This is a genomic window from Thiohalocapsa halophila, assembly GCF_016583825.1.
Lineage (GTDB): Bacteria > Pseudomonadota > Gammaproteobacteria > Chromatiales > Chromatiaceae > Thiohalocapsa > Thiohalocapsa halophila.
Genome location: NZ_NRRV01000005.1, coordinates 112,219 through 136,597, shown reverse-complemented (window position 1 = coordinate 136,597; position 24,379 = coordinate 112,219). Strand labels below are relative to the sequence as shown.

At 69.2% G+C, this 24,379-nt stretch carries 18 protein-coding genes; 8 read left to right on the top strand and 10 right to left on the bottom strand.

Features of this window, described 5'->3' with window-relative positions; all coding sequences use genetic code 11:
- Nucleotides 1-177 precede the first annotated feature (177 nt).
- Both CKO31_RS03695 and CKO31_RS03690 read right to left on the bottom strand, forming a co-directional pair.
- Nucleotides 178-1,827, bottom strand: coding sequence for a tetratricopeptide repeat protein (locus CKO31_RS03695; RefSeq protein WP_200234168.1), 1,650 nt, complete (start codon nucleotides 1,825-1,827; stop codon nucleotides 178-180).
- A gap of 86 nt (nucleotides 1,828-1,913) precedes the next feature.
- The gene (locus CKO31_RS03690; RefSeq protein WP_200234166.1) at nucleotides 1,914-3,485 is read right to left on the bottom strand and encodes a fused MFS/spermidine synthase; all 1,572 of its coding nucleotides are present in this window, start codon (nucleotides 3,483-3,485) and stop codon (nucleotides 1,914-1,916) included.
- A gap of 244 nt (nucleotides 3,486-3,729) precedes the next feature.
- On the opposite strand from CKO31_RS03690, the gene CKO31_RS03685 reads away from it, so the two are divergent.
- On the top strand, nucleotides 3,730-9,768 hold the full coding sequence (locus CKO31_RS03685) for a transporter substrate-binding domain-containing protein (protein WP_200234164.1): 6,039 nt from the start codon (nucleotides 3,730-3,732) through the stop codon (nucleotides 9,766-9,768).
- A gap of 150 nt (nucleotides 9,769-9,918) precedes the next feature.
- Nucleotides 9,919-11,052: an ATP-binding response regulator gene (locus CKO31_RS03680; protein ID WP_200234162.1), complete on the top strand. Its 1,134-nt coding sequence runs from the start codon at nucleotides 9,919-9,921 to the stop codon at nucleotides 11,050-11,052.
- Between the two features lie 188 nt (nucleotides 11,053-11,240).
- On the opposite strand, the gene CKO31_RS03675 is transcribed toward CKO31_RS03680, so the two are convergent.
- Nucleotides 11,241-12,158, bottom strand: a complete 918-nt coding sequence (locus CKO31_RS03675; protein WP_200234160.1) for a diacylglycerol/lipid kinase family protein — start codon at nucleotides 12,156-12,158, stop codon at nucleotides 11,241-11,243.
- 132 nt (nucleotides 12,159-12,290) lie between these two features.
- Here CKO31_RS03675 and CKO31_RS03670 point away from each other — a divergent pair, with 132 nt between their 5' ends.
- Nucleotides 12,291-12,467 (top strand): PLDc N-terminal domain-containing protein, encoded by a 177-nt coding sequence (locus CKO31_RS03670; protein ID WP_200234158.1) that lies wholly within the window; start codon nucleotides 12,291-12,293, stop codon nucleotides 12,465-12,467.
- Between the two features lie 229 nt (nucleotides 12,468-12,696).
- Here the strand turns inward: CKO31_RS03670 and phbB are convergent, their stop codons facing one another.
- Nucleotides 12,697-13,419 (bottom strand): acetoacetyl-CoA reductase, encoded by a 723-nt coding sequence (gene phbB / locus CKO31_RS03665; RefSeq protein ID WP_200234156.1) that lies wholly within the window; start codon nucleotides 13,417-13,419, stop codon nucleotides 12,697-12,699.
- Between the two features lie 378 nt (nucleotides 13,420-13,797).
- Here phbB and CKO31_RS03660 point away from each other — a divergent pair, with 378 nt between their 5' ends.
- On the top strand, nucleotides 13,798-14,574 hold the full coding sequence (locus tag CKO31_RS03660) for a spermidine synthase (RefSeq protein ID WP_200234154.1): 777 nt from the start codon (nucleotides 13,798-13,800) through the stop codon (nucleotides 14,572-14,574).
- 345 nt (nucleotides 14,575-14,919) lie between these two features.
- On the opposite strand, the gene CKO31_RS03655 is transcribed toward CKO31_RS03660, so the two are convergent.
- A complete protein-coding gene (locus tag CKO31_RS03655) occupies nucleotides 14,920-15,219 on the bottom strand; it encodes a hypothetical protein (protein ID WP_200234152.1) in 300 nt (99 codons plus the stop codon).
- A 143-nt stretch (nucleotides 15,220-15,362) separates the two neighbouring features.
- Here CKO31_RS03655 and CKO31_RS03650 point away from each other — a divergent pair, with 143 nt between their 5' ends.
- From CKO31_RS03650 to CKO31_RS03640, 3 genes are all read left to right on the top strand, one after another.
- Nucleotides 15,363-17,099 (top strand): EAL domain-containing protein, encoded by a 1,737-nt coding sequence (locus CKO31_RS03650; protein WP_306341703.1) that lies wholly within the window; start codon nucleotides 15,363-15,365, stop codon nucleotides 17,097-17,099.
- 111 nt (nucleotides 17,100-17,210) lie between these two features.
- On the top strand, nucleotides 17,211-18,293 hold the full coding sequence (locus CKO31_RS03645) for an HD domain-containing phosphohydrolase (protein ID WP_200234148.1): 1,083 nt from the start codon (nucleotides 17,211-17,213) through the stop codon (nucleotides 18,291-18,293).
- Complete coding sequence (locus CKO31_RS03640) at nucleotides 18,290-18,526, top strand: hypothetical protein (protein WP_200234146.1); 237 nt, start codon at nucleotides 18,290-18,292, stop codon at nucleotides 18,524-18,526. The genes CKO31_RS03645 and CKO31_RS03640 overlap by 4 nt, the downstream gene beginning before the upstream one ends.
- An 82-nt stretch (nucleotides 18,527-18,608) precedes the next feature.
- Here the strand turns inward: CKO31_RS03640 and CKO31_RS03635 are convergent, their stop codons facing one another.
- From CKO31_RS03635 to CKO31_RS03620, 4 genes are all read right to left on the bottom strand, one after another.
- Nucleotides 18,609-19,502 carry a hypothetical protein gene (locus CKO31_RS03635; protein WP_200234144.1) on the bottom strand — a complete coding sequence of 298 codons (894 nt, stop codon included), beginning with the start codon at nucleotides 19,500-19,502 and terminating at the stop codon, nucleotides 18,609-18,611.
- A 325-nt stretch (nucleotides 19,503-19,827) separates the two neighbouring features.
- Nucleotides 19,828-20,133, bottom strand: a complete 306-nt coding sequence (locus CKO31_RS03630; RefSeq protein ID WP_200234143.1) for a hypothetical protein — start codon at nucleotides 20,131-20,133, stop codon at nucleotides 19,828-19,830.
- 246 nt (nucleotides 20,134-20,379) lie between these two features.
- Nucleotides 20,380-20,685 (bottom strand): ribosome assembly RNA-binding protein YhbY, encoded by a 306-nt coding sequence (gene yhbY / locus CKO31_RS03625; protein ID WP_200234142.1) that lies wholly within the window; start codon nucleotides 20,683-20,685, stop codon nucleotides 20,380-20,382.
- Nucleotides 20,686-20,835: 150 nt separating this feature from the next.
- Complete coding sequence (locus tag CKO31_RS03620; RefSeq protein ID WP_200234141.1) at nucleotides 20,836-21,834, bottom strand: YhdH/YhfP family quinone oxidoreductase; 999 nt, start codon at nucleotides 21,832-21,834, stop codon at nucleotides 20,836-20,838.
- A 268-nt stretch (nucleotides 21,835-22,102) separates the two neighbouring features.
- On the opposite strand from CKO31_RS03620, the gene CKO31_RS03615 reads away from it, so the two are divergent.
- Nucleotides 22,103-22,636 carry an REP-associated tyrosine transposase gene (locus CKO31_RS03615; protein WP_200234140.1) on the top strand — a complete coding sequence of 178 codons (534 nt, stop codon included), beginning with the start codon at nucleotides 22,103-22,105 and terminating at the stop codon, nucleotides 22,634-22,636.
- A gap of 144 nt (nucleotides 22,637-22,780) precedes the next feature.
- Here the strand turns inward: CKO31_RS03615 and CKO31_RS03610 are convergent, their stop codons facing one another.
- Nucleotides 22,781-24,316: a fumarate hydratase gene (locus CKO31_RS03610; protein WP_200234139.1), complete on the bottom strand. Its 1,536-nt coding sequence runs from the start codon at nucleotides 24,314-24,316 to the stop codon at nucleotides 22,781-22,783.
- Between the last annotated feature and the right edge of the window lie 63 nt (nucleotides 24,317-24,379).

The following is a 24,379-nucleotide window of genomic DNA, read 5'->3' as shown; positions in this document are numbered from 1 at the left end:
CCGAGCCTACATCCAGCACCAGGAACGTGAAGATCAACGACTCGATCAGCTGAGACTGTGGAGCTGCTGATCCGCCGCCTTTAGGCGGCTCATGAACCGGGGCCGCGTTAGCGTCCCCTCCGCCGCTTTGAGCGGCTCACGCATTCAAAGCCCCCGGCTTTGCCGGGGGATGGTTACTTAAGTATACCGTCCCTGTAATTGGCGCTGGCGTGCGACGAGGGCCAGGGCCTCGACGGGGCGGTCGCCCTCATGGCGGAGCACGACTCGATCGAGCTGCTCGACGACGAGTCCCACGCCGGCGAGCACATCGGCCAGATAGCGTCGGCTGTGGCGATACCGGCCCGAGGGCTGGAGCTCCCAGGTCCCGGCATCGGCCTCCTCGCTGGTCGCGATGAACAGGCCATCCGCCCGCAGGGCACCGGCGACAGCCGCAGCCAGCGGCTGGATGTCGCCGAGATAGATCAGGACATCGGCGGCGATTACGACATCCCAGCGAGGCTCTTCGGCGCTCAGGTAGGCTTCGGCATCGGCCTCGTGCAGCGCGTCGTAGACGTTGCGCTCGGCGGCGCGCGCGAGCATGGCCGGCGACAGATCCAGGCCCTCCAGGCGCTGGACCAGCCCACGCACCGCCGGCCCGACCAGGCCCGTGCCACAGCCGATATCCAGCAGGGTTTCGGCGCCATGGGGGCGGGCCGAGCGCAAGCCCTGCGTGACGATTTGCGGGCCGTGATAGCCGAGCGTGTCGAGACGCTCGTCGAAGCTCTCGGCGAAAGCGTCGAAGGTCGCGCGCACATAGGGCGCGCTGGCGCGCTGCGGCGGCGGGGCGTCCAACAGCGCCGGCGCCAGGTGCTGCGCGGTGGCGCTTGCGGGGTGGTCGCGCAGCCAGGCGGCTGCCTCCTGTCGGGCTTGCTCGGCGTAGCCGGCGGCGCGCAGCGCATACAGCGTCTGCCCGTGCACCGTATGAACGGTCTCGGCATCGGGCTCGAGCGCCAGCGCACGCCGGCCTTCTTGGAGTGCGGTCTCGAGTGCGCCGGCATCCTGCCCGGCCTCGATCAGCCCGATGCGCGGGGTTGGGTCCGCTGGGGACACCTCGGCGGCTGCGCGAAACGCCGCCAGTGCTTCCTCTGGTCGTTTGAGCCGGCGCAGCGCATTGCCGAGCATCAGATGCGGCTGGGCCAGCTGCGGCGCCTGCGCGATGGCCTCGCGTGCGGCCTGGGCTGCTTCATCGTCGCGCCCCTTGCGCCAGAGCGCCGCCGAGAGCCCGCTCAGCGAAGGGGCGTGATCGGGGCGCTGGGTCAGTGCGCGGCGATGCAGGTCTTCGGCCTCATCCAGACGGCCGGCCTCGCGCAGGGCATGGCCGCAAGCGCTCAGCACCGCGGGGGAGTCGGGTGCCAGATCGGCTGCCTGCTCCAGCGCCGACAGGGCTTCGTCATGCCGACCCTGCGCCTTGAGCACGGTGGCCAGATTGGCGAGGATATGCGCGTTGTTCGGGGCCATGGCGAGGGCGTCGCGATAGGCCTGCTCGGCGGCGACGGGCTGGCCTAGATCCTTGAGCGCTAGTCCGAGATGGCGATGGATGTCCGGGTTGCCGGCATCGCCCTTGAGCGCTGCGCGGAAATGGCGCACGGCCTCTTTGGGCCGGCGGCGCTGATGCACGGCGATGCCCAGGCAGTAGAGCGCGCGGGCGTCGTTCGGCCGGCGGCGCAGGATGCGCCGGTAGGCCTTCTCCGCCTGCTCGAGCTTCCCGGCCTGATGCAGGCCGGCCGCCTCGCTCAGCGCCTTGTCCGGGCCGCGCGAGGCCGCGCCCGAGCCGATTCGCCGCGCCATGACAGCTCTCCGGGATTGCCGGTGATCACGCCCAAATTGTGTTGCGCGCCGCGGCGAGACGTCAACGCTCGCCGGCTCTGCCGGCCTCAGCCGTCCTCACCCAGCAGCAGCCCGGCGATGAGCCGCTCCACCGGGGCGTAGTCGTCGGTGAGCAGCGGAATCTCCCTGGGCGGCGTGCCATAGGCCATGATGTCTTCGGTCATGCGGCTCCAGGCGCGCTCGAAGCCGCGGCGGGCGGGGATGGTCCTAGGCAGCCGCGGGCCGTTGTTGGCGCTGACGATGAAGGTCACGCGTGGGTCTTCCGGCGCTTGCTCCATCCAGATGTCCACGTGGCGGAATTGGGTCTCCAGGGTCTTGGCGATGGCCTTGATGAGCCGCGGGTCGGGGAAGGTGTCGACGACGTTCATCAGGTAGAGCCCGTCCGGGGCGAGGCGCTCACGCACCAGGGCCGCGAATTCCCGGGTCACCAGGTGGTAGGGGATGGCCACGTCGTGGAAGACGTCGCCGACGATGACGTCGAAGGTCTCGTCGCTGTCCGCCAGGGCGAGGCGGGCGTCGCGATGCTCGATGGTCATGCCGGCGGGCCGGAGGCCCAGGGACTCGGCGGCGGTCAGCGTCACCATGGGGTCCAGCTCGGCGACGGTGACGCTGGAGGCCGGGCTCAGCGCCTGCACGGCCCGGGGCTGGCTGTAGGCGCCGCCGCCGGCGAAGAACCAGTCGAGGCCGTCGTCGTAGGCGCTGAGGAAATGCGCATAGGCCAGCTCGTCCAGCCCGTGCACATAGGGCGCGATGAGCAGGTCCGGCTCGGCCAGGTGGTTGATGCCGTGCAGCAGGTGGTCCAGCACCAGCCCGCGCGCCATGCCGGGCGGCGCGAGGTCCGGGCGCTCCACGACCCGGATGCAGAAGTAGGCGCTCTCGCGGTCGCAGGACGACACCAGCCCGTCGCGCAGCACCGCCAGCAGCCCCGCCGCGAGCACGCCCACCAGCAGCAGTGCCTGCGCCGGCCGGGCGCTGCCGCGCAGGAAGGGCGCACCCAGCGCCAGCAGCGCGAGCCCGCTGCCGAGCACCACCGCCCGGGTGCCGAAGCTCTGCACCAGCCAATAGCCGGCGGCGAAGGTGCCGGCGATGCTGCCGATGGCGGCGAGCGCATGCATGCGGCCCACCACATGGCCGGCGCGGGGGTCGAGCCGCAGCGCGAGCGTGGTCAAAAGCGGGGTGACGATGCCGATGAGCGCCGCCGGCACGAAGAAGAGCACGGCGGCAAAGGTGAAGCTCGCGCTCAAGAGCGTCAGCCCTTGGGACTGCACCGCCGCGCCCAGCGGATTCAGGATGGCCAGGCTCAGCAGGCAGTAGAGTCCGCCGGCGGCGAGCACCCAGCCCACGCTGCGCGAATCCGCACCCTTGTCCGCCCAGACACCGCCGAGCCAGTTGCCGAGCGATAAGCCCGCTAAGATCACGCCGATGATAGAGGTCCAGGTGTACAGGGACACGCCCACATAGGGCGCGACGAGCCGCCCGGCGACGATCTCCAGCACCAGCAGCACCGCGGAGCTTGCGAAGACGGTGGCGCCATAGCCGGCGAGCACGCCCCGGCGGGCAGGGTGGGATGCGGCCGGTGACGCGGCGGTGGTGGGCGAGGTGTCGATGTTGTCGGTCATTCTCGTACAAGTGGCGGGCGGAAATCACAGCGGATGGTGGAATCCCCGAGCCACCCGGGCGGCGGTGGGCGCTATTGCGCCATGGAAGGGCGCACAATACCGGGATAGGGTGCACCATGGGCACCCGTCCTGTCCGGCCGGGCCACATCATCAGCCCGCGATTGCACCGATGGCGCCGCATGCTCGAGCGATTCTGCTGCTGACTCTTGCACTGGCATTGCTCGCCACGGCGGGTGCCGTGCCGATGAGCGACACCGCCGTCGCCGGCGCGGCGGGCCCTCGGGCAACGGTGCGCGTGCAGTTGCAATGGCGCCACCAGTGGCAGTTTGCCGGTTTCTATGCGGCATTGGCCCAAGGCTACTACCGCGACGCCGGGCTCGAAGTCACGCTGCTGGAGGGCGGGCCCGACATCGACCCTCTCGAGGTCGTGCGCCAGGGACAGGCAGACTTCGCCACCGCACCCGCGGACCGCCTGCTGGCGGCCCAGGCCTCCGGTACGCCGCTCAAGCTCTTGGCCAGTTGGCTCCGGCGCTCCCCACTGGTGCTGGTAGCGGCGCCGCAGATCGTGCTGCCGCGCCAGCTCGCGGGCAAACGCCTGATGCTGTCACCGCGGCAACTGGCCAGCCCGAACATGCAGCGCCTCTTCGCGCGCGCCGGCATTACGCCCGACGCGCTCGACTTGGCTCCCTACGCGGGCGGCATCGAGACCTTCGTGCGCGGCGACGTGGACGCCATGTCCGCCTACCGCAGCAACGAGGTTTACGAGCTCTACCGCCGCGGCGTCCCCTTCAACATCATCGATCCGGCCGACTACGGCGTGCCGGTGCCGGATCTGAACCTCTTTGCCGCCGCCGAGACGGTGCGCGCCGACCCGGAAACCGCCGCGGCCCTGGCCGCTGCCACCAACCGCGGCTGGGCCTATGCGCTGGATCACCCGGACGAGCTGGTGGCGCTGATCCGCGCGCGCTGGAACACCCAGGACAAGAGCGCGGATTATCTGCGCTTCGAGGCTCACCAGACCCACAGCGCCATGCTGCCGGAGGTCCGACCCGTCGGCAGGCCGGAGCCGGCCGCGCTGGCGGCGGTGCTGGAGCTGCTGCGGGAGACGGGTCAGGCAGCGGCTGGCGCCGTCGATCTGAACGACTTCCTGTTCAGAGCGCCGGCGCCAAAGCTCGAGCTGACGCCCGCCGAGCGAGCCTTTCTGGAGCGCAGTCCGCGGCTGCGGGTCCGCTTCGCGCCGCTGCCGCCCTTCGCCGACTGGAGCGAGCGCGGACCGTCTGGTTATTCGGTGGAATTGCTGGAGCTGATCTCGCAGCGCGCCGGCTTTACCCTCAGCTGGCGGGCCGCGGATCCGGCCCGGGTGCAGAGCCATCTGCGCAACGCCACCGCGGACCTCACCATCAATGTCGGCGCGACGCCGGGGCGCCGGGACTACCTGATCTTTAGCGAGCGCGCCTTCACGGTGCAGCAGGTCATCGTAGCCCGACGGGATCGTAGCGACATCCGTGGCCCGTCCTCGCTGCGGGGCAAGACCCTCGCCGACAACCCGGGCTGGGCCGGCAGTGAGCTGCTGCTTCGATGCTGTGATGACGTGGAGCGCCTGCGGGTGGCGAGTGCCACGGAAGCCCTGCACGCGGTAGCCACCGGGCGTGCCGATGCGACGGTGCTGCCGCGCCAGGTGGCCCTGCATCTGTTCGAGTCTGAGCGCCTGGCGGACCTCGCTGTCGTCGGCGAGCTGCCCCCGGCCGCGGACGGGCAACCCTGGCAGGGGCATCCGTTTGCGGTGCGCCGCGACCTGCCACAGGCGGCCGCCATTCTCGACAAGGCCTATGCGGCGCTGACACCCGCTGAGCTGCAGGCGCTGTGGACGCGCTGGTTCGGCGATGCCCAGGCGTTGGCGGATCTACGCCCCGGGGCCACGCTGCAGCTGGACGAGGATGAGCAGGCTTGGCTGGCACAAGGCTCGACGCTGCGCCTGGCGTTCAGCGAGATCCCGCCCTTCGCGATGACCTGGGACGGCGAGGTCTCGGGCTTCACGGTGGGTCTGATGCGTGAGGCCGCCGCGCTGCTGGACTTGGAGCTCGACTTCACGGCGATGCCCACCGCCAAGGCCGTTGCGGCCGTGGAGCAGGGGGACGCGGACTTGGCACTGAACCTCGTGCACAACCCGGAGCGCCGTCGGACGCTTCGCTTCGGCAACCTCTCCGGCGAGGTCGAGGTGCGTATCTTCCAGCGTGCGGGCGGCGCCGCGGTATCCCTGGCCGACTTGGCCGGTCGCCGCGTAGCGGTCTGGCCCGGCAGCACCGCCGAGACGCTGGCCGCGCGCGTGGAGCCGCCGGCAGTGCCCGTGAGGGTGGACGATCACGCAGACGCGCTGCGCGCCGTGGCCAGCGGCGATGCCGACGCCACGCTGATGGACGAGCGCTACGGGCGCTGGCTGTTGGCGCGCTACGGCATCACCGGGGTGGAGGAGGGGCCGAGCAGCCGCGCCGGCGGCTTGCCCACGCAGCGCGCGAGCTTTTTCGCCGTACGCCGCGACCGCGAGCTGCTCGCATCGGTGTTGGACAAGGCGGTGGCGGCGGTCCCGCAGACGCGCATGGAGCAGCTGTATGCGCAGTTCCTGGGCGGCGAGGACGCCAGGCGCATGGCGGCGCCGGTGGTGCGCCTAACGCCGGCCGAGCGCGCCTTTCTGGATGCCCATCCGGACATTCGCTTCGGTGTCGGCGCCGACTGGGCGCCCTTCGCCTATTACGATGCCGAAGGCCGTATCGCGGGCATCGATGCCGATACCCTGACGGCCGTCAACGAGCTCCTGGGCACCGATTTCCGACTGGTGCTGGGCGACTGGTCCAGCTTGGTGCAGCAGGCCATGGACTATGAGATCGCCGGGCTGTCCATGTCCCGCCCGCACCCCGAGCGCGCCGAGCGCCTGGCGTTCTCGGCGCCTTATGCACGGTTTACCAACGGGGTCTTTGTGCGCGCCGGCAATCCCCTCGGCATCGAGGGCCCGGACGACCTCGCCGGCCGGCGCATCGGCTATGGCGAGGGCTCGCTGATCAGCAAGAAGTACATTGCCGGTATCCCGGGTGCCACCGCCATCAGCCACGGCTCGGTGCCGGCAGTGCTGAACGCCCTGCTCGCTGGTGAGATTGACGCGGTGGTCGGCAGTACCGAGGTGCTGCGCTTTCTGGTGGCTGATGCTGCGGCGGCGCCGGTGGCGATCGCCTACCGGATTGCCGAGTCCCAAGCGCTGGTCTTCTCCGTGCGCAAGGATTGGCCGCTGCTGGTGAGTGCCATCGACAAGGCGCTCGCGGCGCTGCCGGCGACGCGGCGCGCGGCCATCCGTGAGCAGCATCTCGGCCCGCGCCCGCCACCGCCGTCGGGCCACGTGGTGCTCAGCTTCGTCGAGCGCGAATACCTTGCCGGCAAGGGGGGCAAGCTGCGCTATTGCTTCAGCCCGGTGTGGTTCCCCTATGATTATCTGGAAGACGGCGCGCACAAGGGCCTGTTCCGGGATTACCTGTCGCTGTTCGCGCAGAAGCTGGGCGTGGACATCGTGCCGGTGCCCACCGCCACCTGGGCCGAGGCGCTGGAGCAGGTGCAGGAGCGCCGCTGCGACCTGTTATCGGGCGCGGTGCGCACCGATACGCGCGGGGCCTATCTGGATTTCACCGAGCCCTACTTCGACGTGAGCCATGTGTTGGTGGCGCCGCGAGACCGGCCTTTCGTGCATGAGATTGCGGCCCTGGCAGGCGAGCCCATCGCGGTGCCGGAGGCGAGCGCCATCGAGGCAACCCTGCGCGCGGAGCATCCTGAGCTCCGGCTGGTGCCGTCGCAATCCGCCGACAATCTGCAGCAGGCCTTCGGCACCGGGCGCATCAGCGCGGCGGTGAAGACGCTGGAGCACGCGGCAGAGTTCGTGGACGCCAGCGCCGGCGAGCTTCGCATCATCGGGCAGCTGGACAATCGCTACCCGATCGCCGTCGCCACCCGCAGCGACGAGCCGCTGCTGCACCTGATCATGGACAAGGCGGTGGCCGCTGTGACACCGGCCGAGCGCGACGCCATCGAGCTCAAGCAGACGCAGTTCACCATCGAGCAGCGTATGGACCTGACGCTGCTCTGGCAGGTGCTGGCGGTGGTGGCCTTGGTGGGCTTGCTGTTGCTCCATCGCCAGCGTGAGCTCAAGCGCTTGAATCGCGACTTGACGGCTGCGCGCGATGCCGCCCGGGTGGCGGCGGCGGCCAAGAGCCAGTTCCTCGCCAACATGAGCCATGAGATCCGCACGCCCATGAACGCCATCATGGGCATGGCGCGGCTGTGCCTTGACACCGACCTGGACGCCGGCCAGCGCGGCTGGTTGGAGCGTCTGCACAGCGCGTCCAAGTCCTTGCTCGGACTCATCAACGATGTGCTGGACCTCTCGCGCATCGATGCCGGCGGCAGCATGCTCAAGCCGGCCCCCTTCGCCTTGGACGACGTGCTCGATAACGTCCAGGCCATGGCCGATGTCGAGGCGCGGCAGGGGGGCTTGTTGCTGTGGCTCGATGTGGACCCCGATATCCCCGCGCGGCTCCGCGGCGACGCACTGCGCCTGGAGCAGGTGCTGCTGAATCTCACGTCCAATGCGGTCAAATTCACGCGCCGCGGCGAAGTCTGCGTCCAGGTGCGCCAGCTCGGCAGTGACGACACGGCTGCGGATGCGATGGCACGCCTGTGCTTCGCGGTCAGCGACACCGGCATTGGCATCGAGGCCGCAGACCTGGAGCAGTTGTTCGAGCCCTTCCACCAGGCCGATGCCTCGCCCACCCGCCGTTATCAGGGCTCCGGGCTGGGTCTCAGCATCAGCCGCGAGCTGGTGCGGCTGATGGGCGGCGATATCGAGGTGACCAGCACGCCTGGGCGCGGCAGTCGGTTCGCGTTCACGCTGGAGCTGCCGCTGGCGGCGGGCGGGGCGCCGCAGTGGCATTTGGGGCGAGCCGTCCATGCGCCGGTGCTGCTGTGGGATGGGCATGCCCGCCGCTCGGCGGCGCTCGTGCGCCAGCTCCAGGCCTTCGGGCTCGCGGTCACGGTGGTGGACTCGCCGGCGGCTGCCCTGGCGCGCTTGTCCAGCAGCCGCGACGGCGATTGGTCCTTGGTGCTGGCCCTGCCGGGCGCCGACGCAGCGCCGGCCGATTGCAGCGCCATTGCGCAAGCAGCAGCGGCGCAGGGCATTGTGCTACTGCTCTATGCGCGGGACTGCGATCCGTTGATGCCGAGCCTGCCGGCCTCGCGCGCACGACTGCATGCCCACCTGGAGCATGCCCTCGCCGGCGACGCATCAGAGGCGGAGACAGACTTCCAGCCGACCGGCGACAGCTGTGTCCAACCTGTGGCGCTGTGCGGGCGCCGTGTGCTGCTCGCCGACGACAATGAGACCAATCGCGTGTATGTGCGCGCGCTACTCGAGCGCGAAGGCTGCCGGGTGGTCACCGCCGTAAACGGTCGTGCCGCGGTCAGGCGCACCCTCACCGAGCCCCTCGATGCCATCCTGATGGACATCCAGATGCCGGAGCTGGACGGCGATGCGGCGATCCGCGAGATTCGGGCAGAGCTGGGTCAGGCCGCCCCGCCCGTCATCGCCCTCACCGCCCACGCCCACTGGGAGGACCAGGACCCTGCCCGGCCTATCGGCAGGATCGAGCATCTGGTCAAGCCCGTCGCTCCCGAGGCGCTGCGCAGCGTGCTGGCACGGGTCCTTGCGAGCGGTCCGGGTGGCGGCGATGGCGCCGTCGCTCGGGATTCTCCGCAGACACTCGGCAGCGCCGGGGTATTGGGCGCGGGCGGAACGGCCGATGCCGTCACGGCGCCGGCCGGCCAAGGCCCGGTCATCGATTTCGATGCAGGTCTGGCTGGAGCCGGCGGCGACGCAGCGCTCTACCAACGCATGCTGGCTGCCTTCCATGCCGAGCATCAGCGCGATAGCAACCTACTGGCGCAGGCGCTGGCAGGCGGTGACGCGGTCGCAGCCAGGCGTGTCGCTCACGCATTGAAGGGGGTCGCCGGCCCGATCGGGGCCCCGGTGCTGCAGCAACACGCCGTCACGGCCTTGGCGGCGCTCGACGACGGTGGGGATTGGCGGCCTGCGCTACACGCTATGCTGTTGGCGTTGGAGCAGGTCTTGGCGACACTAATGCCTCTGGTGTCGGTCCCGCCCGCCGCTGCGGTGGGCAGTCCCTCCGCGCCGGAAGAGTCCCCTGGGGAGACGGATATCCTGGTTGGGCAGCAGAGTCCAGCTGGCTAGCTTTCCTAGCGCGATTGTGCAAAATTCGCGTACAAGGTCAGCGCGCTGGTTGGCGTAGACTGAAAAGTTTTCTAATTATTGACGTAAGCCGAGCGCGCTGACCCTTGCCGCCCGGAGCCCTCGAACTGGCCACCGGACCGCTTTATAGCCGTGACAGATCCTGTCTCCCAAGCCGAGATCCTGGTGGTCGAAGACGACGCGGCCACCCGGGTCTATGTCGCTGGCCTCCTGCAACAGCAGGGCTATCGCGTGGTGGCCGCCGGCTCCGGGGCGGACGCCCTGGTCGCGGCAAGGCGAGGGCAGCCGGACCTGATCCTGCTGGACGTGATGCTGCCGGACGCCGACGGCTTCGAGATCTGTCGTCAGCTGCAGGCGCATGAGCTCACGCGCCGAATTCCGGTGATCTTTCTCACCGCCAAGGGCGATGAGCCGGAGATTGTCCGCGGCTTCGAGTGCGGCGGCGTCGACTACATCGTCAAGCCCTTCGCCGTGGCGGTGTTGCTGGCCCGCGTCGGCACCCACGCGACGCTCTCCCAACTCTCCCGCGGCCTGCACACGGCCCTGGATGAGCGCAGCGAGCGGCTGGAGCAGGCGAACCGTCGGCTGCGCGCGCTGAATGTGGAGATGGCGACGCTGGAGGAGCGCCAGCGTCGCCAGCTGGCGCAGCAGCTGCACGACACAACCATTCAGGAATTGGTGCTGGCGCGCATTCTGGTGGAAGGCGATCAGGACTTGGCAAAGCGTCGCGACCAGGTGGTGGCGCTGCTGGCCCGTGCCACGAAGCATCTGCGCTCTCTGGTGTTCGAGCTGAGCCCGCCGCTGCTGCGCGAGGGCGGGCTGTATCAGGCGTTGGCGTGGCTGACCGAGCATGTGCGCGCGCAATGGGGGCTGGAAGTCGCTTACGAGCCGAGCGGGGAGCCGCCGGCGCTCGCCGATGCGCAGGCCGTGACCTTGTTCCAAGGCGCCCGGGAGCTCCTGATCAACGTCGCCAAGCATGCCGAGGCGACACGCGCGCTCTTGCAGGTGGACTGGGACGGCGAGGTGCTCCGGATCAGTGTCAGCGACGACGGACGGGGTTTTGACCCCAACGGTCCCGCCCCCGCAGAAGCTATGGCCGCGCTCGGCGTCGACGGCCTTAGCGGCGGCTTCGGGCTTTACAGCTTGCGCTCGCGTCTCGAGCTGCTCGGCGGTTGGCTAGAGGTGGGCAACGCTCGGCAGCGCGGTGCCGAGGCGCGTATCGGCATTCGCGTCGGCGCTGGGGCGACGCAGGCCGACGATCGCTGAGCCCCGGGCCTGGATAAAGCGCGCGCCGGGTGTCGCGGAGGGACCGGCACAGCACAGGCGGTGCGGTCGATGGCGAAGAAGCCCGAGCCTTGCTGGACGCGCCCGAGGCTGTCCGGGACGTCCTGCGGCCGCCGCCGCAACGGCGTGTCGGATTGCGTGCTGCAGATGGGCCCCATGGGCATCAGGGCTCAGCCAGCGTCCGCAACCAGCATCGGCAAGGCGCCGATCAGGGTGTCGAACCGCAGCGGCGTCTGCAATTGCACGCGCTCGCCGTCCAGCAGGGCGGTGGTGCGCAGGGGGCGCGATGTGTGGATGTGTGCGCGCTCGCAGACGCGGTGGAACACCCGTGGCTCCCGCGGCCAGGTGCCGGCAAGCAGCGTGAGCGCCAGCCGCGGCAGATCATACAGCGGGCCTTCGCGCACCCCGTAGACACCGAGGCGGCCGGTGTTCAGGGCGGTGCGCACCGGGTGCAGGCCGGCCTGGGGCTGCAGCGGGTTGTTGGAGACCATCAGCGCGCGGGTGCGCAACGTCGCCGGTGCGTCATCGAGGCGCAGGCGCACGCTATGGAAGGGATAACGCTTCAGTATCCAATAGGCCTTGCGCAGCATGCGCGGCAGCATGCGCCAGGTGCCGATGCCGCGCGCCGCCTCGCGGGCGCGCGCCAGGTCGGTGGCCATACCGAAGAGCGCTGCGCACAGGAAAGGCTCGCCGTTACAGCGGGCGACATCGATGTGGTGCACACGCGTGCTGGCTTGTACTGCCGCGGCTTGCGTCGGTGCCAGCGGCAGACCCGGGTCCCGGGCGAGCAGGTTGGCGGTGCCGAGGGGTACAATCCCGATCGGCACGGGCCGGCCGAGCAGCAGCCGCGCGATGGTGCGCACGGTGCCGTCACCGCCCAGGACGACCACCCGCCGCGCGCCGGCATCCAGGTGCGAGAAGAGGGCCGCGCGCTGCTCGGGGTCGGTTGCCACCGCCGGAAAGGGCAAAGCGATGCTGGCGAGTCCGGCGGCCTGCAAATGCTGCGTCAGCTGGACCGCTAGGGAGTCGCCGTGGCGCTCGGCCTGGCCGGCACGGGCGTTGGCAATAATGATGGCCGCGGCGGTCACGACGGACGTGGCCGGCGTCAGCGAGCCGGCACAGTGCGCCGGCCGTGCGGCACAGTTTTCAGCACAGGGGCTGGGGTTGGCTGCCGGATTGGCCCGGCGGCTGCCGGCCCCCGCGGATGGAGGTTAGAGCGCATGGTGGAAGTCGGCGGCTTTTTTGGGCTGCTACTGCTGATCCTGATGGTGTATGCCATTGTCAAGACAGTGCAGAGTGATGCGAGCACCACGGGCAAGGTCATTTGGGTGGTGCTGCTTCTGCTGCTGCCGCTGCTCGGCTTCATCCTGTGGCTGATTTTCGGGCCCAAGGGCTAGACGCCGGGGCTAGACGGAGACCCTGATTACGACGATCCGGGGCTGCCCGCTTGCCGGACTCCGCTTCGCTCAGCGCCGACCTACGGCGCTGCGGCGCGTAGGCCGGTGCCGACGCCGGGAGGCCCGACGCCGCGCCCGAGTCCGTGTCGGGCTTCGCTCCGCTCAGCGCCGACCTACGGCGCTCCGGCGCGTAGGTCGGTGCCGACGTCAGGAGGCCCGACAGCGGCCGTCAATACATGTGCTGGCCGCCGTTGACCGACACCGTGGCCCCGGTGATGAAGTCCGCGGTGTCCGCCACCAAGAAGACCACGGTACGGGCGATGTCCTCGGGCTTGCCTAGGCGGCCCATGGGAATACGCTTGATGATCTTCTCCAGCACCTCCGGCGGCACCGCACGCACCATCTCGGTATCCACATAGCCCGGTGCGACGGCATTCACCGTGATGCCCTTGCCGGCGCCTTCTTGTGCGAGCGCCTTGGTGAAGCCGTGGATGCCGGACTTGGCGGCGGCGTAGTTGACTTGCCCGTACTGGCCCGCCTGGCCGTTGATGGAGCCGATGTTGACGATGCGGCCGAAGCTGCGCTCGCGCATGCCTTCGATGACCGCCCGGCAGCAGTTGAAGCAAGAGCCCAGGTTGGTGTCGATGACCGCCTGCCATTTGTCGTGGGTCATCTTGTGCAGGGTGCCGTCGCGCGTGATGCCGGCGTTGTTCACCAGCACCTCGACCGGCCCGACATCCTGCTCGATGGCCTGAATGCCGGCGGTGACGGCGTCGAAGTCGGAGACGTCGAACTTGTAGGCAGGGATGCCGGTGCGTGCCGTAAATTCCTGTGCCGCCTGATCGTTGCCGCCGTAGTTGGCGGCGACGTTGTAGCCGGCGTCTTTCAAGGCGACGCTGATGGCCTCGCCAATGCCGCGGGTGCCGCCGGTAACCAGTGCTGTTCTCGCCATAGTATCCTCGCTTCGGATGGTGTTGGTGTTGTGGGCCGCCCTGCGCGAACGGGCGAGCGCGCGTGGGCGGGTGGTGGTGCACGGTGCGATGGTAACTCAGGCTCAGGGCTGGGCGCAGGCTGAAGCCCTTGCGACGCGCGCAGGTTTGGCAGCTGTAATCCCGCTGTCATAGCAGCATCGCCGCCGAAGGCTGCGAATTGGTTAGACTAGCAGCGTGGGGTAACGCAGGGTCGCAGCACCGCGGTAAGGCGTGGAGCATCTCGCAAGCCCCGCCAGAGATAAAGAACAATACCACCCGGCGGTGGCACGGCGCCGAACCGGGAACGCCACAAGTGCCCGCCCCAAGGGGCGTGGCAGGGGGTTGGAGGACCCGTTCACATGCCTTTCAAAGAGCGGTTAACGGCCGTTATTACGACGCTGTTCGTCTGGAGCCTTGCCGGCGCCCTGTTCGGCGGGCTCTTCATTGGCCTCTACGAGGTGCTGCAGGTACTGGACCTTGGTCCCTGGCAGGCGGTGGTGGTCGCGGCTCTGGCGGCGGCGATGACCACGGCGGCCTTCTACAGCGCTATGCCCGTGGCCCTGATGGGCGCCATGGCGGGCGTGGTGGCGTCCATCGGCTATCTCATCATCGGCGGTCCGCGACTGGAGCTCGGCATCATCGCCTTGGTGGCGGCGGGGCTGGGCGTGCTCGGCGGCGCCTTCGTCGCCTGGACTTCGGAGGCGGGCTCACGTCCGCTTGCGGAGACGCTCACGGGGCTGCTCGCGGGCCTTGGCGCAGGCTTCATCCTGGTGGTGGTGCTGACCCTGTACAGCCGCCCCGTCGGTGCCTTCGTCATGGCCGCCGGCGTCGTGGCGCTGGTGGGCTCGCTGTTTCAGCTGAACGAGCATTGGATCGTCAAGGGCGTGCACGGCTGGCTGCCGGACACCTTGGCCGCGCCCCTGGTTGCGGCCTTGGTGGCTGCGGTGGTGGGCGCGAGCATCTGGATGGTCGCCGGCACCACGGCGGCGGCCCTGGACCCGGCGGCGAAGGACGCCGTAGAGCGGGTGTTGGCGGAGATGCCGTCGGGATTCCTTGGCGGTCTGCTGGGCGGCGCGGTCACCGGCCTTCTGTTGGAGGTGTTGGGCTTTCGGCTCGAGGAGCACGAGTCCGCTTGAGCACTGCTGCGGCGCAGCAGGTCTGATCGGGGCGGCTGCGCTGTTGGCGGTGCACTGGCGCGGTGCCGGGGGAATCGCTGACAGCGCCCTGGGCAGGCAGCGGATGGCAAGGTCCGTGGCGAGCCTGGGCGCAGTGCGGGGAAGCGCCGATGGCGGCACGGGGTCCCGAGCACCTATGCTCAGGGTTAGGAGTCGGAGGCACGCGGTGCAAGTGCACGCGGGATATGCACCCAAGAGGAGGCAATGATGGGCTTACCGGCGGCCGTGGACACCGACAAGGCCAGCGCCCAGTTCGAGCCAGCGCCCGGTTCGAAGCTGGTGTGCTGGTGGTCTCCCTGCCGAAGATCACCAAAACGTCGCGTAAGCGTGTCGAGATTGCTTGACCCCGGAAGCGGCAGCGACAATTGGATCACGCCGCCCGCCGATGAAGCCAATGTCGGTCTTGATGAAGGTCAGTGTGGGCCGCAACGTCCCCTTGGGGCCGAGGAAGGGAGATGAGCTTCGCTTCAGCCACGTGGGTGGGGCGGCGCCCCAGCGCGCTGCGGCGTCGTCCATTCGGCCGGCGTCGGCGCCCCCAATTGCAGGCCAGCGGCTGGGTAGACTGGCGGTGCTCGCCAGCAAAAGCCTGACTTTCCAGGGATTCATTCATCGATTCTCGGCGCCGACACTCACTCATCTGTCATAATCTCACGAGCCTGGGGCTGCCTCGCGGCTGAGGCGTGGGTCCGCAAGCTCGGCCCTTCTGTACGCGGGGCCGCTTTCGGGAACCTCTAAAGCTCGATAAGCAAATGCTCATGAGCGGGGGCGTCATGCCTGCTGACTCGACTGCACATGCCCGCTCGGCCGGTTTGGCGACTTCGGGCACCGCCCTTGCGGGCTCCGACATGCAAGGGCACAGACGCGCGCGCCTGCTGCTCGATGCGGTGCCAATCGGCATGCTGCTGACCGACCGCAATGGCCGCTGCCTCGACGCCAACCCGGCGGCGCTGTCCCTGCTTGAGCTCTCCTATGATCTAGCCATAGGTCGGCCCATCTCGGAGCACCTCCCGGGTGCGGCCGAGCTCATGTTGGAAGGGGCGACAGAGCACGCCGAGGGCATCAATGCCGGTGAGCTCCGAATCCGGCGTCCCAGCGGCTCGGAATTGATCATCGAGCTGTCCGCGTCCCGGGTGGATTGCGCCCGCGAGCCCGCTGTTGTCTATTTCTTTCGCGAGATCAGCGACGAGGTAGCCCTCGCCGAGCAGCTCCGCGAGACGGCCATGACCGACGCCCTCACCGGGCTGCCCAACCGCGACGCCCTGGAGCAACAGGTCGAGCTTGCGCTTCGCAACATCGGCCGTGGCGCACCGGACGGTGTTCTATGCTTCATCGATCTCGACAACTTCAAGCTGGTCAACGATACCTGTGGCCACGCTGCCGGCGATGCCATGCTGCGAATGGTCGCCGAGGCCTTTCGGCAACGCGCGCGCGCCACCGACACCATCGGGCGTATCGGCGGCGACGAGTTTGGAGTCTTGCTCAATGCCTGCCATGTCGAGGATGCCATCGCCTATATCGCCGAGCTGCGTGACAGGATCATCAACCTGGACTTCGCGTGGGACGAGAGGCCCTTTCAAATCGGCTTGAGCGCTGGCCTGGCGCGGCTGACCCGCAGTACGCACTCGGTTGCCCAAGCGCTCGCCGAGGCCGACATGGCCTGCTTTGCCGCCAAGTCCGCGGGTCGTTGCGAAACCCGGGTGTTCACCGAACGCGTGCGCGCGGCGGGTGCGGCGCTGAGCGCCGATGCAGATATCGCCCACCGGCTTCGCGATGCGCTGAACCGGGATGTCATCGCGCTCAGCGCGCAAGGATTGCGGTGCCTTTCCACGACGGCCGGCGTGCCGCCCGTGAGCGAGGTCCTGCTGCGCTTGACCGACGCCAGCGGCCAGCTGATCCCGCCGACGGCGTTGCTGCCCATCGCCTCGCGCTTCGGTCTCGCCCAGGAGCTGGATCGCTGGGTGCTGAAGCGGCTGGCGGCGTGGCTCGAGGCAGGAGGGCCGCAGCGTCGGCGCCGGCGCTTCCATGTCAATATCACGACGTCATCGTTGGTGGACGAATCCTTCGTGTCTTTCGTCGCGGACCAATTGACCGAGCGGACGACGCCGGCGCTGGGCATCGAGATCCCGGAGCGGGACATCCTGCTGCATCCCGAGGCGGCGGCACGGACGGTGCGGGGCCTGGCTGGCATCGGGTGTGCGGTGTCGATCGACCGTATCAGCGGCCGCGCCGATGCGATCGAGCCCATTGCCGGGCTGCCGGTGGATTTGCTCAAGCTCGGCCCCGAGTTCGCGTGCATGACGGGCGCGCACGACCTCGCCTATGTGCACGCCGAGGCGATGGCGCGGATCGCCGATCGCCTATCCATACCCGTGGCCGTCACCGGCATCGAGACGGAGCAGGCTCTGCGCTGCGCGCAGGAGATCGGTGCAGACTTGGCGCAAGGCGTCGCCATTGCACCTGCCGTCACACTGATACCGCCAGCATGATTCGACCACGAGCACCAACGGCGCAATCTGCCCTCCATCTGCGTATGAAGCGCTTCTTTGACCCCTCTGCGTCGGCCTGGACCCAAAGCGCAGGCGAAGGCGGCGGTTGCCATGTTTGATGTCCTGATAGTCGATGATCAGGCCACCGGACTCAGAATCTTGGAGCGTCTGGTCAGCCAAACCGCGCCCGATGCGAATCTCCACTGCTTCCGGGACCCGACCGAGGCCCTCAGCTGGGCCAAGACCTCTCGTTGCGACTTGCTGATCACCGATTTGCGCATGCCGACGCTCCCGGGAAGCGCGTTGATCCGCTGGTTTCGCGCGCTACCTCACTGCGCCGATGTGCCCGTCATGGTCGTCACCGTCGCCGAAGACCGCAACAGCCGGCATGCTGCGCTGCGGGCCGGCGCCACGGATTTTCTGACCAAGCCCGTGGACGCCATCGAGTTCGAAGCGCGGTGCAAGAACCTATTGCGCTTCCGCGAGCACCATCTGCTGCTGACGGACCGGGCGCTCTGGCTGGAGAAGCGCGTCAAACAATCGGTGAGCGAGATCGAGCAGCGCGAGCAGGACACACTGCTGCGCCTGGCGCGAGTCGGCGAGCTGCGTGACCACTACACCGGCCAGCACGTCAAGCGTATCGGACAGTACGCCGCACTGCTCGCCCGCGAGCTCGGTCAGGACGACGAATTCTGTCGGCTGATCGAATATGCGGCTCCACTGCACGACATTGGCAAGATCGGCATACCCGACGCGATTTTGCGCAAGCACACCGGTCTGAGCGATGCAGAATGGGAGGTCATGAAGACGCACCCGCAGCTCGGGCACGACCTGCTCGTGGACAGCCCGGCACCGGCGATGCAGCTCGGGGCCACCATTGCGCTGAGCCACCACGAGCGGTTCGACGGCAGCGGTTATCCGGCCGGACTGAGCGGCGACGATATCCCGCTGGCGGCCCGCATCGTGACCGTCGTCGACGTCTTCGACGCACTGATGTCGGAGCGCCCTTACAAACCAGCCTGGCCATTGTCACAGGTGCTGGCCGAGCTCCATCGCCTGTCCGGCTCGATGTTGGACCCCGAATGCTTGCGGGCATTCCTGTCCATCCTGGACGGTGCTGTGGCCATCCACGATAAGCTGCGTGACCCGCCGACCGACGCAAGCCCCATCAGCAATGGTGACCGCCGCGCTTGAGCGGGCCGCAATCCGCCGGATCTCTATTCATCGACTATGCGGCCTTGCCGCGCTGGCAGCGGGTCGCGGTCATCCCCGGCCATTTGGTCGCCGCTGCGCCGGCGCAGGTGGTGCCCGGCATCACCCGCGTGCTGGCCGTCCCGGATGCGCTCGACCCCCAGCTGCAGCGCTACCTGCAACATCATCATCGCTGCTTCCTGGGGCGGTGGACGGCTCGATCTCGAGACGCCTGAGCGCGGGCAAGCCTTGGGTCTCGGCCCGGTTACGGCCTGTCGGCGACGGTCCAACGGGCCTGAGGACGCTCAGGGCCCGCCCTCAGTTGGGTGTCGGCACCGCGGCGATGCCGCCGGGTGTCCCCAGCTCCGTCGCGAGGCCCAGCGCCAAGGCCTCGTCGGCATCCAGCCAATCGATGCTGTCGGTAGGCATGGCGGCGGCGCGCTCGGCGACGGCTTGGGCCTGCGGGATGTCGAGGCCGAGCAGGTAGCCCGTTTGCCTCACGACGGCGCCGCGGGTGCCGCCGTCGCCGCCCATGAGCGGCAGGGGCTGCAGGCCGAGGCGAGCCTGCGGCGCGATGAAGCGCAGCACGCCGCCGGCAAAGGCGTGGAGACAGGCCAGGGCGCAGTCGCCGGTGACCGCGGTGTGGAGGCCGCGCTCGCGGATCCATTGGCCGAGCCTCTCGGCTTCGGCGAGGTTCCCGCCATTGGATTCGATGACGAGTCCAGTAGCGCCGACGGCGCGGACGATCTCCATCACCGCCTTGGCCCAGCCGGCGCCGATGTCGCCGCTGACGACGGTCCAGTGGGCCGCGGCCTGTCCGCGCAGGGGCGTATCGTCGCGGCAGTGGAAGCCGACGGCGCCGATGGCATCCCGCGCGCCCGTCAGTTGCACCCGGAGCTCATGGTCGCCGACGCTGACGCTCGCCGCGCTGCCCTCTTTGAGGGCGGAGAGGGCGTGCTCGGACAGGCGCACGCGCTGACCGGCGGACTGCTCGCCGACGGCGACCAGCTCGCCATCGACAGCGGCCCGCACTTCGCCCCAGGGCACCCGCACCGTGCGCTGGCGGGCGAGCCGGCCGATGATCAGCTCGGGCTTGCAGGTGTCATCGTAGCGCACGAGGACACGCAGGCCGTCGGGGCCTGCGGTCGAGCGGGCACCGCGGGGATCGGGCGCCCATTGCGCCTGAGCAGCGGCGGCCAGGAGGATGCTCAAGAGCGCCGACAACGCGCAGAGCGCGCGAGCGCTGCCGCTGGCTCGACACGGGCTTGGCTTGGACCGACTGAGGGCCATGGCGGTTTGTCGGGCCGCGGCCGATGCAGTGTGCGCCCACGCTCGGCGCAGAGGCACAAAAGTGCGTGCGCGGCTGCGGGCGATCGAGACGGCGCCCATGGCACGCCGGCCGGTGCGTCGCGAGGCGCTCAGCAACCGGCGCGGCGGCGGGCGGGCGCGCCTGCCCTCACCGCCAGGGCGATGCCGGGCTGGCGGTGCTCAGGGACAGTGCAAAGGACGGCGGCTGCCTAGTGTCTCCGCGGCGGGCTCAGGAGCCGTTGCCGGAGGCCGCGCCCGATGGCACGGAGACACCGACGGCGACTGTGGACGGGGCGTTCGCGGCCACGCGCACTTCGCCAACGGGGGCGATGCGGGCCACCCGCTCGGTGGTGGTATCCGTGTTGCGATGCGCGGCCGGCTCCAGGATCAGCAGGGAGGCGAGACCGACCAACAGACCGATGGCGATGAGCCGGATGCCGGATGCCTCGACATCCAGCCGGGCAAGGCCGCTGCGCAGATGGTAGAGGCGCCCGCCGAGGGCGGGATTGGAGCAGGTGGCGATAGCGTCGGTCATGGTGGTTTCCTCATCCTCCGCGGAGCGGTTTCGTCGTCGTTGTCGTTTCTGGCGGCGGCTGCTGGCGCAGCCGCATTGCAGGATTCAAGCACGCCGCAATGACATCGCGCAAGCTCCGGCGGTTTCCGTCTCGAGCCAGGTACGAGCCTTGGCAAACGCTGATGCGGGCGGCGCCGGCCGAGCGCCAGCGGATGCGCCCGATCTCAGCTTTCTGGCTGATATGCAGGAGGCATGCGCCCGCGCCGATCAAGTCGGCAGCCGGATCGGGTCCTTCAGCTCCGGGTTGGCGCGGTACAGCACGGCGACATTGCCGATGCGCTGCACCAGTGCGGCACCGGTCTCTTCGGCGATGGTGCCGACTTGGGCGTCGCGGATGTCGCGGTCGCCGCCGTTAACACGCACCTTGATCAGCACGTGGTGGTCCAGTGCCAGCTCGATCTCGGCGAGCACGGCCTCCGTCAGGCCGGCGGCGCCGAGCAGCACCACGGGCTTCAGGTGATGGGCGCGCTGCTTCAGCGCCCGGCGTTGGTGATTCTCCAGCGGTTGCGTCATTGGTGTCGGCAATTCAGGCAATAGCGCGTTGTGACCGCCGCGCCCGTGGGAGCGGCATCCTTGCCGCGATGGGCGCCGGCGGCTGCAGTGATTCTCGACCCCGTCTCCGGCGCGCGGCACAGGCCCTTCGCATCCTCGCGGCAAGAGCGCTCAACCGGCCGCCGTCGGCTTCACCAGTATCCGCCCATGCGTGCCTCCGGCGAGCATGCGCTCGAAGACCTCCGGCAGCGCGTCCAGCGTGATCTCAGCGCCGAGCAGCCGCTCCGGCTCATCCACCCGCCAATCCGTGGCCAAATGCTGCCAGAGCTCACCGCGCAGGGGCTGGGCGATGTGCACCGACTCGCAGCCGAGCAGCCCCACGCCGCGCAGGATGAAGGGCATGACGGTCGTGTGCAGGTCCGTGCCGCCGGCGAGGCCGATGCTGGCGATGTTGCCGTAGGGCGCCACGGTGCGGGTGATCTGCCCCAGCATGTCGCCGCCGACGTTGTCCACGGCGCCGCCCCAGACGGCCTTCTCCAGCGGGCGGTCGCCGCCGGGGAGCTCGTTGCGGCCCAGGATCTGCGCCGCGCCCAGCTCTTTGAGCCAGGGCTGCAGCTGCGGCTTGCCGGACACGGCAGCCACCTCAAAGCAGAGCTTGGCGAGGATGGCTATCGCAATGGCGCCGACGCCGCCGCTGGCGCCCGTGACCAGGATCGGGCCCATCTCCGGGCGCTGGTCGTTGCGCAGCAGCCGGTGCACCGCCAGCGCCGCGGTGAAGCCGGCGGTGCCGAGCAGCATGGTCGTGCGGGTATCCAGCCCGTCCGGCAGCTTCACCAGCCAGTCGCCGGGCACGCATAGATGTTCCGCATAGCCGCCGTCGTGGTCGAAGGCCATGCCGTGGCCGGTGGCGACGACGGCATCGCCCGGCGCGAAGTCCGCATGCTCGGAGCGCTCCACGACGCCGGCGGCGTCGATGCCGCCGGTGAGCGGAAAGCGCTTGATGACCTTGCCCTTGCCGGTGCCGCCGAGGGCGTCCTTGTAGTTGACGCTGGCGTAGTCGATACGCAGCAGCACCTCACCGGCCGCGGGCTCGGGGACATCGATGGTCTCGACGCCGGCGCGATAGCCGGTGTCGTCGTTGTGGATGCGAAAGGCGCGTTGGGTCGGCATGGGCTCCCCCTGCTGATTGGCGCAGCCGGCGGTGGAACCGGCGGGGTCGGCAGTATGCCGCATCGGCGCGGGCCATGCTGGTGCTGACGGGTATTGCGACGCGGCATAAGCCCGCACCGCGCTCGACCCCCGCTGCCACACCGGCGACAGGTACGCTCGTGACACCGCTCCCGCGGTGTCACGCTTCGCCAGGCGCTCTGCGCCCTGAAGCACGCGTGCATATCCTAGGCTAAGCTCCATCCCAGTCGAGCACGGAAGGAGTATCGCCATGGCCCGCAGTCGCTATCGCTTCGCCGAGCACGACCGTCCGCACTTCCTCACCGCCACGGTGGTGGAATGGCTCCCGGTGTTCACCCGACCGCAGGCGGCGCAGGTGCTGTTCGATGCCTGGGCGCACCAGCAACAGCATGCCGGCCTGCGGTTGTATGGCTTCGTGGTGCTGGAGAACCATCTGCATGCCGTCGCGCAGGCACCGGACCTGCCGAAGACCTGGGGCGCCTTCAAGTCGTTCACCGCGCGCCGGCTCATCGACCTGCTGCGCAGGCACGGCGCGACGCGGCTGCTGGACCGCATGGCCTTCGCCCACAAAGCGGGCCGGGATGATCGGGCGCATCAGTTCTGGCAGGAGGGCTCGCATCCCCAAGGGATCGAGGGGGAAGCAATGCTGTGGCAAAAGCTGGAGTACATCCACAACAACCCGGTCAAGCGCGGCTTCGTGGACAGGCCGGAGGATTGGCGGTGGTCGAGTGCGCGGAGCTATCAGGGCCGCGAGGGGGTGGTGGAGGTGTTCACGGGCTGGTGAGGCGTCTGGGCGCGGAGCGCCCGGCGGCGCGTGACACCGCGGGAGCGGTGTCACGAGACAGAGAGCATCGCGTCTCGTGGCATCGCTCTGCGGTGCCAGGCGTCGTGCGCCGCTCTGCGGTGAGGGGCGGAGCGGGCGTCGGCGCTACTCGACGGCCACCGGGATTTTGCCGATCCGCGAGCGCCACTCCGCGGGGCCTGTCTGATGCACCGACTGGCCGCGGCTGTCCACGGCGACGGTGACCGGCATGTCCTCGATCTCGAATTCGCGGACGGCCTCCATACCGAGGTCCTCGAACGCGACCAGCCGCGACGACTTGATGGCCTTGGCCACCAGGTAAGCCGCGCCGCCGATGGCCATCAGATACACGGCGCCGTGGCGCTTGATGGCCTCGATGGCGGCTGGTCCGCGCTCGGCCTTCCCGATCATGCCGATGAGGCCGGTCTGCGCCAGGATCTGCTCGGTGAACTTGTCCATGCGCGTGGCCGTGGTAGGGCCGGCGGGGCCCACCACCTCGTCGCGCACCGGGTCCACGGGGCCGACGTAGTAGATGAAGCGGTTGGTGAGGTCGACGCCCTCCGGCAGGGGCTCGCCGCGATCCAGCAGATCCTTCAGGCGCTTGTGGGCGGCATCGCGGCCCGTCAGCAGCTTGCCGGACAGGAGCAGGCGCTCGCCGGGCTCCCAGGCGGCGACGTCGTCGCGGGTGACGCTGTCGAGGTCCACGCGGCGGGCGCCGGCGGTGGGGTCGTAGTCGAGCGCCGGCCAGTCTTCGAGCTTTGGCGGTGTCAGCTCCGCGGGGCCGGTGCCGTCGAGCTGGAAATGGATGTGCCGGGTGGCGGCGCAGTTGGGGATGATGGCCACTGGCAGGGACGCGGCGTGGGTCGGGAAGGTGTTGACCTTCACGTCCAGTACCGTCGTCAGCCCGCCGAGCCCCTGGGCGCCGATGCCGAGGGCATTGACCTTCTCGAACAGCTCCAGCCGCAGCTCATCGACGGCGCTCTCGGGGCCGCGGGCCTTCAGCTCGTGGATGTCGATGTCCTCCAGCAGCGCCTCCTTGGCCAACAGCATGGCCTTCTCGGCGGAGCCGCCGATGCCGATGCCGAGCATGCCGGGCGGACACCAGCCGGCGCCCATGGTCGGGAGGGTCTTGAGCACCCAGTCCACCAGGCTGTCGCTCGGGTTCAGGATGGTGAACCGGGACTTGTTCTCGGAGCCGCCGCCCTTGGCCGCGAGCCGCACGTCGAGCTGGTCGCCCGGCACCAGCTCCACGTGCACCATGGCCGGGGTGTTGTCGCCGGTGTTCTTGCGGGCGCCGAAGGGCGGGCTCACCATGGAGGCCCGCAGCACGTTGTCCGGGTGGGTGTAGGCGCGGTGCACGCCCTCGTCCACCAGCTGCTGAAGCCCCGCATTGGCGTCCCAGTCTGCGTCCCAGCGCAGGTCCATGCCCACCTTGACATAGCCCACCACCAACCCGGTGTCTTGGCAGATGGGACGATGGCCCTCGGCGCACATGCGCGAGTTGACCAGGATCTGGGCCATGGCGTCCTTGGCGGCCGCCGACTCCTCCGCCTCGTAGGCATGGTCGAGGGCGCGGATGTAGTCCGGCGGGTGGTAGTAGCTGATGTATTGCAGGGCGTCGGCGACGCTCTGGATCAGGTCCGATTGGCGGATGGTGGTCATGGGTCGAGCTCGCTGAGTGTCTCGAAATCGATATCGTTGTAGGTATAGGTATCGGTATCCCAC

Excerpts from the sequence above, each read along its gene's own strand:
- CKO31_RS03695 (WP_200234168.1), bottom strand. The coding sequence starts at position 1,827 with ATGGCGCGGCGAATCGGCTCGGGCGCGGCCTCGCGCGGCCCGGACAAG.
- CKO31_RS03690 (WP_200234166.1), bottom strand. The coding sequence starts at position 3,485 with ATGACCGACAACATCGACACCTCGCCCACCACCGCCGCGTCACCGGCC.
- CKO31_RS03685 (WP_200234164.1), top strand. The coding sequence starts at position 3,730 with ATGAGCGACACCGCCGTCGCCGGCGCGGCGGGCCCTCGGGCAACGGTG.
- CKO31_RS03670 (WP_200234158.1), top strand. The coding sequence starts at position 12,291 with ATGGTGGAAGTCGGCGGCTTTTTTGGGCTGCTACTGCTGATCCTGATG.
- phbB (WP_200234156.1), bottom strand. The coding sequence starts at position 13,419 with ATGGCGAGAACAGCACTGGTTACCGGCGGCACCCGCGGCATTGGCGAG.
- CKO31_RS03660 (WP_200234154.1), top strand. The coding sequence starts at position 13,798 with ATGCCTTTCAAAGAGCGGTTAACGGCCGTTATTACGACGCTGTTCGTC.
- CKO31_RS03655 (WP_200234152.1), bottom strand. The coding sequence starts at position 15,219 with ATGAATCCCTGGAAAGTCAGGCTTTTGCTGGCGAGCACCGCCAGTCTA.
- CKO31_RS03650 (WP_306341703.1), top strand. The coding sequence starts at position 15,363 with ATGCTCATGAGCGGGGGCGTCATGCCTGCTGACTCGACTGCACATGCC.
- CKO31_RS03645 (WP_200234148.1), top strand. The coding sequence starts at position 17,211 with ATGTTTGATGTCCTGATAGTCGATGATCAGGCCACCGGACTCAGAATC.
- CKO31_RS03630 (WP_200234143.1), bottom strand. The coding sequence starts at position 20,133 with ATGACCGACGCTATCGCCACCTGCTCCAATCCCGCCCTCGGCGGGCGC.
- yhbY (WP_200234142.1), bottom strand. The coding sequence starts at position 20,685 with ATGACGCAACCGCTGGAGAATCACCAACGCCGGGCGCTGAAGCAGCGC.
- CKO31_RS03620 (WP_200234141.1), bottom strand. The coding sequence starts at position 21,834 with ATGCCGACCCAACGCGCCTTTCGCATCCACAACGACGACACCGGCTAT.
- CKO31_RS03615 (WP_200234140.1), top strand. The coding sequence starts at position 22,103 with ATGGCCCGCAGTCGCTATCGCTTCGCCGAGCACGACCGTCCGCACTTC.
- CKO31_RS03610 (WP_200234139.1), bottom strand. The coding sequence starts at position 24,316 with ATGACCACCATCCGCCAATCGGACCTGATCCAGAGCGTCGCCGACGCC.